Below are 10,360 nucleotides of genomic sequence, written 5' to 3' on the forward strand. Positions count from 1 at the left end.
AGCCGCGGCGCGCGCCCCCGGATTCACCGGGTAGGGGGGTCGGCTCCCCGAGCTCCGCCGAATGCCTGGCCCCAGCGGTCCGCGAACGCCACCTCCCGGACCGGCCGGCGCGGGGGCCGTCCGAACTTCCCGACCGGTGAGCCCAGCGGGATCAGCGCGGCGGTCTCGACGTCCGCCGGGATGCCGAGCAGCGCCTTCACCTGCGGGTCGCGGAACTTGTGGATGGTCGTGAGGCACGAGCCGAGGCCGAGCGCGCGCGCGGCGAGCAGGATGTTCTGGACGGCCGGGTAGATCGACGCGCCGGTCGTCAGGGTCGGCTTGACCCCGTCGGCGCCGATGCAGGCCAGGATGAGCACGGGCGCCTCCCCGAGATGCTCGGACAGATGCCGCGCCGAGGCGAGCATCTTCCCGGCGGCGCTGTCGGGCGGCGCCGTGGCCGCGTCGCGGTAGTACGGCACCTTCATCAGCTCACCCCAGGCCTCGCGGTAGAGCTCGCCCAGCCGGGCCCGCAGCGCCGGGTCGCGGATCACGAGGAAGCCCCAGCCCTGGCGGTTGCCGCCGGTCGGCGCGCAGATCGCCGCCTCCAGGATCTGCCGGAGCACCGCCTCGGGGATCGGATCGGGACGGAGGCGCCGGATGGCCCGCTGCGTCGTCACGACCTCGAAGAAGTCCATGGTCTCCTCCCCAATATCGCCCGTCCGACGTAGACTCCCTGCACGCACCCCCGGATTCTGGAAAGGGGAGGGCGGCGGCGGCGCGGCGGGGCGCCTCACCGGTCCAGGAAGCCCTTGCCGGCCTCGCCGAGGCGGACCAGGAGAGGGGCCGGCGTCCAGAAGGGGTCGCCGGTGCGCCGGCCGTATTCCCGGAGGCGGTCGTGGATCGCCGGCAGGCCGACCTGGTCTGCCCAGAACATGGGGCCGCCGCGATAGACCGGCCAGCCATAGCCGTACACCCAGATGACGTCGATGTCGCTCGCGCGGATCGCGATGCCCTCCTCCAGGATCTTGGCCCCCTCGTTGACCATCGGATAGAGGAGCCGCTCCAGGATCTCCGTCTCGGCGATCGATCGCCGCTGGATCCCCTGCGCCTTGGCGACCTCGGTGATGATGCGCTCGACCTCGGGATCGGGCATGGGCGTCCGGTCGCCCTTCTCGTAGCGATAGTACCCCGCGCCCGTCTTCTGGCCGAAGCGCCCTAGCTCGCAGATCCGGTCCGCGACCGCGGACGTCACCCCGCGGCCCTTGCGGATCCGCCAGCCGACGTCGAGGCCGGCCAGGTCGCTCATGGCGAACGGACCCATCGGGAAGCCGAAATCGGTGAGGACCTTGTCTACCTGGTGCGGCGGCGCGCCTTCCAGGATGAGCTGCTCGGCCTGCTGGCCGCGCTGGTGCAGCATCCGGTTGCCGACAAACCCGTAGCACACGCCCACCAGCACGGGCACCTTGCCGATCCGGCGGCCGGCCGCCATGGCGGTGGCGATGGTGGGCTTGTCCGTCTTCGCGCCCCGCACGTTCTCCAGGAGCCGCATGACGTTGGCCGGACTGAAGAAGTGGGTGCCGATCACGCTGGCCGGCCGCTTCGTGGCGGTGGCGATCTCATTGACGTCCAGCGTGGAAGTGTTCGTGGCCAGCACGGCGCCCGGCTTGGCAATGGCGTCGAGCTTGGCGAAGACCTCCTTCTTGATGGGCATCTCTTCGAAGACAGCCTCGATGATGATGTCGGCGTCGGCCACCGCCCCGAAGTCGGTGGTGCCGCGAAGGAGGCCCATGCGCTGCTCGACGTCCGCGCGAGTGAGTCGGCCCTTGGCCGCCGTCGCCTCGTAGTTCTTGCGGACGATGCCGAGCCCGCGGTCCAGGGCCTCCTGGCTGACCTCGACGACGGTGACCGGGATGCCGGCGTTCGCGAAGTTCATGGCGATGCCGCCGCCCATGGTCCCCGCGCCGATGACCGCCGCCTTCCGGATCTCCTTGACGGGGGTATCGGCCGGCACGTCGGGGATCTTGGCCGCCTCGCGCTCGGCGAAGAAGAAGTAGCGCTGAGCCTTGGACTCCGGCGAGGTCAGGCACTCGATGAACAGCTCGCGCTCGCGGGCGATCCCCGCCTCGAACGGCAACGTGACGGCCGCCTCCAGCGCCTGAATGCACGCCTCGGGGGCCTTGAGCCCGCGCGTCTGCCGGGCGACCGATTTCCGAAACTCGCTGAAGAGCTGGGGCTTCCCCCGGGCGGCCGCGACCTTGTCGTTCATGTCGCGCACGCGGCGGAGCGGGCGGCCCTCGGCCACCACCCGTTCGGCAAAGGCCACCGCAGCGGTGGTCAGATCGCCGTCCGCCAGCTCGTCGAGGAGGCCGAGGCGGTGCGCCTCATCGGCGCCGATCGGATCGCCGCCGACGATCATCTGGAGCGCCGTCTCCACGCCGACCAGCCGCGGCAGCCGCTGGGTGCCGCCGGCCCCGGGGATGATGCCGAGCTTCACCTCGGGCTGGCCGAGGCGGGCGCTCCGGACGCCGATCCGCCAGTGGCAGGCCATGGTCGTCTCGAGGCCGCCGCCGAGCGCGGTGCCATGGATGGCGGCCACCACGGGCTTGGGACTTGACTCCATGAGGTCCAGGACCTCCCAGAGGACCGGCTCCTGGGGCGGCTTGCCGAACTCCGTGATGTCGGCGCCGGCGATGAACGTCCGCCCGGCACACGCGATGACGACGGCGACCACCCCGGGATCGGCGATGGCCTGGCGCAGCCCGTCACGGAGCCCCTGACGGACGTGCTGACTGAGGGCATTGACGGGCGGGTTGTCGACGGTGAGGACGGCGACGGCCCCGCGGCGCTCGAGGCTGACGGAGCGAGTAATGGCAGTCATGGTCTGGAGTCCTCCGAGAGTTGGAGTCCGAAGCTCGGGTCAGGGTGAGGCCCAGAACTCGCGCGAGGCCAGCCGGGCGCCTTCGGCCAGGCTGGCCAGCTTGGCCCAGACGACGCCCGGATCCACCGCGGCCTGACCCACCCAGGTGCCGTAGCCACAGTCGGTACCGGCCACGACGTTCTCGCGGCCCACCAGCCGGGCATACCGGCCGATCCGCTGCGCCACCAGCTCGGGGTGCTCGATGTAGTTGGTCTTCGACTCGAGCACGCCGGGGATGAGGAGCTTGCCCTCCGGCAGCCGCACGCGCTCGAACACTCGCCACTCGTGCGCGTGGCGCGGGTTGGCGGCCTCGAAGGAGATGCCGCTCGGCCGGGCCGCCAGGACGACATCGATGATGTCCTGAAGGGGCACGTCGTAGTGGTGGGGTCCTTCGTAATTGCCCCAGCACACGTGCATGCGGATCCGGTCGGCCGGGATGTTCGCCAGCGCATGGTCGAGGGCCTCCACGTGCAGGCGCGCCATCTTGCGGAACTCCTCCAGGCTCAGCCCCGCGAACTGGATGTGCCGGCCCATCGCCAGGTCCGGGCAGTCCACCTGCAGCAGGAAGCCCGCCCGGACCACGGCCTCGTACTCGGGTCGCATCGCCTCGGCGATGGCGGAGAGGTACGCCTCGTGGCTCGGGTAGTGGTCGTTGCGGAAGAAGAGGGAGATGACGCCCGGCGAGGCCGCCGTCAGGAAGGCTTCCTCGACCGGGACCGACTCGAGCGCGGCCTTCAGATTCTCGGCGTCGGTCAGCGCCGCTTGGGCGTCGCGCACCCCGACGGGGCCGGTGCAGGCCGGGGTCCGCCGCCGGGCTCGGCCCGGGTCGCCGAACACCCGTTTGGCCAGCTCCGGGAAGTCCACCAGGTCCCGATACTGGAGCGCCTGGCTCGTGCCTCCGAACCCGGCCAAGCGGTCCTTGACGTAGGTGGCATAGCTCGGCTTGCTGAGCTCGCCGTCGTTGACGATGTCCAGGCCGGCCTCGCCCTGGCGGCGGACGACCTCGGCGACGGCCGAGCGGATGCGGATCGCCAGCGCCGCGCGGTCGACCGGCACGCCCTCCTCTTTGGCGAACATCATCCGGACCAGGTCGTCGGGACGCGGCAGGCTGCCGGTGTGGGTGGTGAGGAAGCGGGCGGTGCTGCGTCTCATCCCTCAAGCTCGAAGAACGTGAAGGGCGAAATCCAGGTGGCGACGGATCAGGTGAAAATCCGCCCCGTTATAGGTGAACAAGGTGGCGCCGATGCGGCGGGCGCAGAGAGCGATCAGGATGTCGTTGAGTAGGGCGGGCAGCTTTGACCGCCAGCCCTTCTCGCGACTCTCGATGGCGGAGAGAACGTCAGCCGCACCAACCCAGTCGTCGAAGGCCGGAGCCACGAGCCGTCCCGTCCATTCCATCGGGCGTAAGAACTCCCGCAGGCGGGTGCGGGTCCTGAGCCCCTCGGCATTGACGGCCAGTTCATAGGCTACGACAGCCGAGAGAAAGGTCGCGGGAAGGACCGGAAAAAATGTGTCTCGAAACTGAGCCCGCTTCGAGTCGGACCGCAACGCCTCGAGGTAGACGTTGGTGTCCAGGAGATACTTCACTGGTAGATCGCCCGAAACCGGCCCTCTCGGAGCAGCGTCTCCAGCCGATCCTCGATCTCCCGATCGTCGATCGCCTTACGAAGTGCCTTCTGAATCGCCTCGGTGTCCGTCTTGGCGTTGAACAACCGCCGGACCTTCTCGATCATCTCGCCGTCCAGGTTATACGTCTTCTTCTTGACCGTTCCCTTCACCGCGGAACCTCCTGATACGTACAATACTGACATTGTATCAGGATTGTCCATCCAATGGCCTGCCGGAGGCGTAGGGGATGGGGCCGGCATACTCGGCCCGGAGGGGGGCCCATCGGACCGCCCACAGGCGGGCCAGCGTCCCCGCGAGCTGGCGGAGGTGGAGGCGGTCGTGGGTCACCCACGCCGCCAGGAGGTCGAGGCCCGACAGGCGCCCCAGCGCCCGGTGCTCGATGGCGCCCCGCAGCTGGTCGGGGGCGACCCCCGCCAGCAGCTCGAGGCTCGCCGCGCGCCGCCCGCGCAGCGCCGCCAGCGCATCCGCCGGGACCGCCTCGCGATAGCGGCGCTCCTCGGCCCAGCGCTCGGGATCGATCGGCGCGAACGCGCGCCCGCCCGCGAGGACGACGCGCAGCCGGGCGCCGAAGTCCTCCGTCTCCTCGTCTCTCAGGTGGCAGACGATCTCGATCGGCGCCCACTCGGTGGGGGCCGGACGGGCGCGCCAGGTGGCCTCGTCGAGGTCGGCCACGAGGTGATCGAGCAGTCCCGGCAGACGCGCGAGGGCTCGCCGCGCCTCCACCAGCAGGGTCGCGGCATCGGGCACGGGGTCAGGCATCGACGGCGACCCGCGGCCGTGGGATGCGGCCGGCCACCGCGCGGACCTTCCGAGGCGCCGCCAGCCACATCGCCGCGACGGACACCAGGCTGCACCCGATCGCGAGCCAGAAGGCCGGGGCATAGCTCCCGGTCAGATCGTGCACCAGGCCGGTCACCCAGGGGCCGAGCCCGGCCCCGGCGCCGGCCGCGAGGTTGAGGGTCCCGAAGATGGTGCCGAAGTGCCGGCCCTGGAAGAGCTCGGCCGGGATGGGCCCGAAGACCGAGGCCAGGCCATAGCCGAGCATCCCCTGGGAGGCGACCATGACGTAGACGAGCGGCCGGGTCGGGTGCTCCGCCATCACCAGGAGGACCGCGTAGCAGATGACGTACCCGAGCCCGGAGAGCGTCCAGGCCCACTCGCGGCCGATGCGGTCGGACAGGTGCCCGAGCGCGATCTGGCCCACGATCCCGGTCAGCCCCACCAGCCCCAGCGCGTACGCGGCCAGTGCGGGCGAAAAGCCGATCTCGGTGAGGTACTTGGTCTGGTGCACCTGGACCGCGTACCAGGCGAAGAGCCCGCAGAGATAGGCGAGCGCCACCCACCAGAAGCGCGCCGTCCGGACGGCTCGGCCGAGCGTCCAGTCGGTGGACGCCCACGCCCGATCGACGACGTTGTCGGCGGCGCGGCGGCCGGCGCCGTCCCCCGGCAGGACGGCGTCGCCGTCGGGGCCGAGTCCCAGCTCCTCCGGCCGCTGGCGCGGGATCAGCACGTTGAGCGGCAGGATCACGACCAGGAGGAGCAGGGCCAGCGTCCAGCAGGCGGTGCGCCAGCCCGCGCGGCCGATGATCTCCTGGGCCCAGGGCAGGAGCGTGATCGACCCGACCCCGACACCCGAGAAGGCGATCCCGATGGCGAGCCCTCGCCGCCGCACGAACCAGTTAGGCAGGAACAGGGAGTGCCCGATGTAGCTCACGGCCATGCTCCCGCCGGTCACCAGCACGCCGAGCGTCGCGTAGAGATGCCACGGCTCGCGGACGCGCGTCGCCAGCGCCAGGCCCGCACTGATCAGCAGGATGCCGGCCGGGAAGACGACGCGCGGCCCCACGCGGTCCATCAGGATCCCGATGAAGGGCGCATAGAGCGTGCCGCCCAGGAAGCCCACCGCGAAGGCCGCCGCCGTCACCCCGCGCGCCCAGCCGAACTCGTCGAGGATCGGGGGGAAGAGGAGGGAGAATGCGGTGCGGGCGTTGACGACGAGGCCCATGGTGACGAACGCCGTCGCCACGATCACCCAGCCGTAGAAGACGGGAAACGGCCGGCGCAGACCGCGCGCGACCGAGCGGTCGCTTCGAGCGGACATGGCCCGCTCACCTTGCCACACGATTGCCTCCGGCGACAACTGCCTCTACGATGGGCGGGTGCCCGCCCTCCTCGCCGTCGGCCTTCTGCTCCTCGCGGCGACGCCGGCGCCGGCGCAGACCTTCACGTTCGCGTGGCCGACCGAGCCCGTCCAGCTCGATCCGGCGGTGGTGAGCGACGGCCCGTCGCTCGGCCTCACCTACCAGGTCTTCGAGGGCCTGGTGCGGCTCCGAGGGTCGACGACCGAGATCGAGCCCGCCCTGGCCGAGCGGTGGGAGACGTCGGCCGACGGGATGGTCTGGACGTTCCACCTCCGGCCGAACGTCCGGTTCCACGACGGCGATCCGCTCGATGCGGCGGCAGTGGTCTGGAACGTCGAGCGGTGGTGGAAGTCGAGCCATCCCCAGCACGCGATCCAGCTCCAGGCGGGCCAGACCTTCGAGTACTGGGATAGCCTCTTCGGCGGCCCCGACGAGCGGGCGGTCGTCTCTCGGGTCGAAGCCGCCGGCCCGCGCGCCGTCCGGATCACCCTGCGCCGCCCGCACGCCCCGCTCCTGGCGAGCCTGGCCGTGCCCGGCCTCGGCATCGCGAGCCCACGGGCCGCGACGCGGTGGGGCGCCGAGTTCGGGAAGCACCCGGTGGGCACGGGCGCCTTCCGCTTCGGGGCGTGGCGGCCGGGCGAGGAGGTGGTGCTGGAGGCAAACCCCGACTACTGGGGCGCCAGGCCGAAAGTGGCGCGGGTCGTGGGCCGCGCCATCAAGGACAACGCCAAGCGGCTGGCCGCGCTCCGGGCGGGCGACATCCAGGGCATGGAGGGGCTCAACCCGGACGACCTCGAGGGCGTCCGGCGCGAGCCGACGCTGTCCCTGCTCCTCCGGCCGCCCAGCACGACGGGCTTTGTCGCCTTCAACTTCAAAGTCCGCGAGTTCCAGGACCGGCGCGTGCGGCGAGCCTTCGCCCACGCCCTCGACAAGCCGGCGATCGTGAACGCGCTGTACGGGGGGATGGGCCTGGTCGCCCGCCAGCTCCAGCCGCCGGCGCTCTGGGGCCATGCCCCCGACATCCCGGACGACGCCCGCGACCCGGCCACCGCGCGTGACCTCCTCCGTCAGGCGGGGTTCCCGAACGGACTCGACACGCTCACGTGGGACGATGGGAGGAAGGAGCCGCTGGTCCTGTGGTACCTCCCGGTCTCGCGACCGTACTTTCCCGTCCCCCGGGACATCGCCCAGGCGATGGCCGCCGACTGGGCCAAGGCGGGCATCCGCGTCCGGCTCCAGACCGTCGACTGGGCCGTGTATCTCGAGCGGGTCCAGCACGGGCGGCTCCCGCTCTTCATGCTGGGGTGGATCGCCGACCACGGCGACCCCGACGGCTGCCTCTGCTACGTCTTCTGCGAGCCCGGGGCCCCCAACCAGGGCTTCTACGCCAACCGGGCGGTCACCGAGCTGCTCGTGCGCGCCCGGACGCTGAGCAGCCAGGCCCAGCGCGCGCCGCTCTACCGGCGGGCCGCCGAGCTCCTCCATGAGGACGCCGCCCGGCTGTTCCTCGCGCACAGCCAGTCCCCGATCGTCCTGTCCCGGCGCGTCACCGGCTACGTGCCGAACCCGACCGGCGCCGAAGCCTTCAGCACGGTGGAGCTGCGCTAGATCATTTCGGGCGGGTCTCGGAAGGGCAATAATATACTTGACACAGTAGGCCCTAGGCGGTACCCTCTAGGCATGGAGGGTGCCATGAACAGCCCGAAGACCCTGATCGACGCCATCCGGTACTACGCCGACCCTGACCACTGCCAGGCGGTCATGGTCGAGGTGCGCTGGCCGAACGGCGTGGCCTGTCCGACATGCGGGCGGCTCGACGTGCGCTACGTCGCGACCCGGCGACTCTGGGAGTGCCGCGAGAAGCACCCGCGCCGGCAATTCTCCGTGAAGGTCGGCACGATCTTCGAGGATTCCCCGCTCGGCCTGGACAAGTGGCTGACGGCGGTCTGGATGATCGCCAACTGCAAGAATGGCGTCAGCTCGTACGAGATTGCGCGGGCGCTCGGGATCACGCAGAAAAGCGCTTGGTTCATGGGCCACCGCATCCGGGCCGCGATGAAGACCGGCAGCTTCCGAAAAATGCGCGGCGAGGTGGAAGTCGACGAAACCTTCATCGGCGGGAAGGCGCGCTTCATGCACCGAGAGAAGCGCGAGCGGACGATCAAAGGCACGGGCAGCACGGGCAAGACGGCGGTCATGGGCCTGCTGGAGCGGCACGGCCCGGACGGGCACAGCCGCGTGACCACCAAGGTGATCCCAAACATTCGGAAGCAGACCCTCGCGCCTGAGGTTCGCGCGCGGGTCGAGCCCGGCTCCGACGTGTTCACCGATGCGCTCTCGTCCTACGATGCGCTGGACGGGGACTACGCCCACCAAGTCATCGACCATGCCGAAGAATACGCGCGGGGTCGCGTTCACACCAACGGGCTCGAAAACTTCTGGAGCCTGCTGAAGCGCGCCATCAAGGGTACCTATGTCAGCGTGGAACCGTGGCACCTGTTCCGCTATCTCGACGAGCAATCTTTCCGATACAACGGGCGTGGCGGCCACGACGGCAACCGGTTTATGACGGTGCTCCGGTCGGTGGTCGGTCGGCGCCTTACCTTCAAGCGGCTGACGGGCAAGGTGCTCGCGCCCGCCATGGGATAGGGGATTCATGATGGGCAAGAAACGGGGACTCCCGCCACCGAAGCCCTCGGAGCAATTCGAGCGATTCAAAGACTTACTCCGGCGGCTCGTCGCGGTGCCGCGACAGGACGTTGGGAAGCAAATGGCTGAGTATAAACGAAGGCGGCGCGAGCTAAATAAGTGACACATCATGCGCGCGTGACAAATTCACGGTACGAAGTGATCGCGGAAGTAACACTTTCGAGAGAGACCTTGAGACATCTACATGCCCGATTCAAATCAGAAGATAGATTCTGGGAGGCAAGGTCATCCACCGTGGCACGAAAGGCGAGTGTGCTTTGCAGGGCGCCGTTGGCTGCTTCGCCTAGGGTCCGACGAAAAGCCCGCTGCGTCTCTGCGGCAGCCCGATTGTCACCACCACGCTGCGACGCCCTACCCATCAGCTCGGTATAGCAGACGACAAGCACCTGTGCATACTTGTCTAGATGCAATTCATCAAGAAGGGCGGCATAGGACTCGATATCATCGGCAGCCTTCACAAGTACGCCATGGGCAGAATTAATGCGGCCCCAATTTTTAAACATGCTGAACAATCTGGTTCTTCTAGAAATCCTCGCCGTGAATCTGCGTTGCTCGCGAACCATGCGGTTAATGTTTTGGAGAAAGGCTGCGCCCACCGCCTGACCATCTCGAATCAAGTCCCACATCCCGCGCGATCCGGCATCATACCCATCAAGAAACGTTGCTTCGCGACTCTTCTGCATAGATCGTTGGAGCAATAGCCGACGTTGCCGCAAAATCACATATCTAGACAACAACAGGATAAGCAAGACGGCAGTGAGTGCCCCCTCTCCCCTCTGTATCCATTCAGGCAGACCACGCGCTGCAGCCCAGATGGTCGCCATGAGGGCTAAGGCCCCCACAGCCAGGGTTGGCCCGACGCTCTGGAGAAGCCACCCGACGATCGCGTCCAAGGCTTGCCGCGGAAGGTTGCGCCAGTTAACCATGCCGGTAGTATATCGCGTCTACTGAGCCAAGTATATTGTTGCCCTCGGAAGACCCCCCC

The 10,360-nt window shown here is 69.0% G+C and carries 10 protein-coding genes; 2 read left to right on the forward strand and 8 right to left on the reverse strand.

The window, feature by feature from the left end:
• Positions 1–23 precede the first annotated feature (23 nt).
• The 7 genes from VGW35_26165 to VGW35_26195 all read right to left on the reverse strand — a co-directional run bounded on the left by VGW35_26165 (position 24) and on the right by VGW35_26195 (position 6,626).
• Entirely contained in the window at positions 24–674 is a 651-nt protein-coding gene (locus tag VGW35_26165; GenBank protein ID HEV8311164.1) for a nitroreductase family protein, read from the reverse strand.
• A 95-nt stretch (positions 675–769) separates the two neighbouring features.
• Entirely contained in the window at positions 770–2,857 is a 2,088-nt protein-coding gene (locus VGW35_26170; GenBank protein ID HEV8311165.1) for a 3-hydroxyacyl-CoA dehydrogenase NAD-binding domain-containing protein, read from the reverse strand.
• Positions 2,858–2,896: 39 nt separating this feature from the next.
• Entirely contained in the window at positions 2,897–4,048 is a 1,152-nt protein-coding gene (locus tag VGW35_26175) for a cobalamin-independent methionine synthase II family protein (protein ID HEV8311166.1), read from the reverse strand.
• A gap of 3 nt (positions 4,049–4,051) precedes the next feature.
• Positions 4,052–4,483, reverse strand: a complete 432-nt coding sequence (locus VGW35_26180; protein ID HEV8311167.1) for a type II toxin-antitoxin system VapC family toxin — start codon at positions 4,481–4,483, stop codon at positions 4,052–4,054.
• Entirely contained in the window at positions 4,480–4,674 is a 195-nt protein-coding gene (locus tag VGW35_26185) for a hypothetical protein (protein ID HEV8311168.1), read from the reverse strand. Before VGW35_26185 ends, VGW35_26180 begins: the two co-directional genes overlap by 4 nt.
• Positions 4,675–4,711: 37 nt before the next feature.
• On the reverse strand, positions 4,712–5,284 hold the full coding sequence (locus VGW35_26190) for a DinB family protein (GenBank protein ID HEV8311169.1): 573 nt from the start codon (positions 5,282–5,284) through the stop codon (positions 4,712–4,714).
• On the reverse strand, positions 5,277–6,626 hold the full coding sequence (locus tag VGW35_26195; GenBank protein HEV8311170.1) for an MFS transporter: 1,350 nt from the start codon (positions 6,624–6,626) through the stop codon (positions 5,277–5,279). The genes VGW35_26190 and VGW35_26195 overlap by 8 nt, the downstream gene beginning before the upstream one ends.
• Here VGW35_26195 and VGW35_26200 point away from each other — a divergent pair.
• Both VGW35_26200 and VGW35_26205 read left to right on the forward strand, forming a co-directional pair.
• On the forward strand, positions 6,625–8,274 hold the full coding sequence (locus tag VGW35_26200) for an ABC transporter substrate-binding protein (GenBank protein HEV8311171.1): 1,650 nt from the start codon (positions 6,625–6,627) through the stop codon (positions 8,272–8,274). The genes VGW35_26195 and VGW35_26200 overlap by 2 nt on opposite strands.
• An 84-nt stretch (positions 8,275–8,358) precedes the next feature.
• Positions 8,359–9,315 carry an IS1595 family transposase gene (locus tag VGW35_26205; GenBank protein ID HEV8311172.1) on the forward strand — a complete coding sequence of 319 codons (957 nt, stop codon included), beginning with the start codon at positions 8,359–8,361 and terminating at the stop codon, positions 9,313–9,315.
• 167 nt (positions 9,316–9,482) lie between these two features.
• Here the strand turns inward: VGW35_26205 and VGW35_26210 are convergent, their stop codons facing one another.
• Positions 9,483–10,199, reverse strand: coding sequence for a hypothetical protein (locus VGW35_26210; protein ID HEV8311173.1), 717 nt, complete (start codon positions 10,197–10,199; stop codon positions 9,483–9,485).
• Positions 10,200–10,360: the final 161 nt, after the last annotated feature.

This window comes from Candidatus Methylomirabilota bacterium, from assembly GCA_036005065.1.
In the GTDB taxonomy this organism is placed as follows: Bacteria; Methylomirabilota; Methylomirabilia; order Rokubacteriales; family DASRDR01; genus DASYQW01.

What these genes read in the sequence shown, in the direction of transcription:
- VGW35_26190 (HEV8311169.1), bottom strand. Translation starts at nt 5,284, where the DNA reads ATGCCTGACCCCGTGCCCGATGCCGCGACCCTGCTGGTGGAGGCGCGG.
- VGW35_26165 (HEV8311164.1), bottom strand. Translation starts at nt 674, where the DNA reads ATGGACTTCTTCGAGGTCGTGACGACGCAGCGGGCCATCCGGCGCCTC.
- VGW35_26210 (HEV8311173.1), bottom strand. Translation starts at nt 10,199, where the DNA reads ATGGCGACCATCTGGGCTGCAGCGCGTGGTCTGCCTGAATGGATACAG.
- VGW35_26170 (HEV8311165.1), bottom strand. Translation starts at nt 2,857, where the DNA reads ATGACTGCCATTACTCGCTCCGTCAGCCTCGAGCGCCGCGGGGCCGTC.
- VGW35_26195 (HEV8311170.1), bottom strand. Translation starts at nt 6,626, where the DNA reads ATGTCCGCTCGAAGCGACCGCTCGGTCGCGCGCGGTCTGCGCCGGCCG.
- VGW35_26200 (HEV8311171.1), top strand. Translation starts at nt 6,625, where the DNA reads ATGGCCCGCTCACCTTGCCACACGATTGCCTCCGGCGACAACTGCCTC.
- VGW35_26175 (HEV8311166.1), bottom strand. Translation starts at nt 4,048, where the DNA reads ATGAGACGCAGCACCGCCCGCTTCCTCACCACCCACACCGGCAGCCTG.
- VGW35_26205 (HEV8311172.1), top strand. Translation starts at nt 8,359, where the DNA reads ATGAACAGCCCGAAGACCCTGATCGACGCCATCCGGTACTACGCCGAC.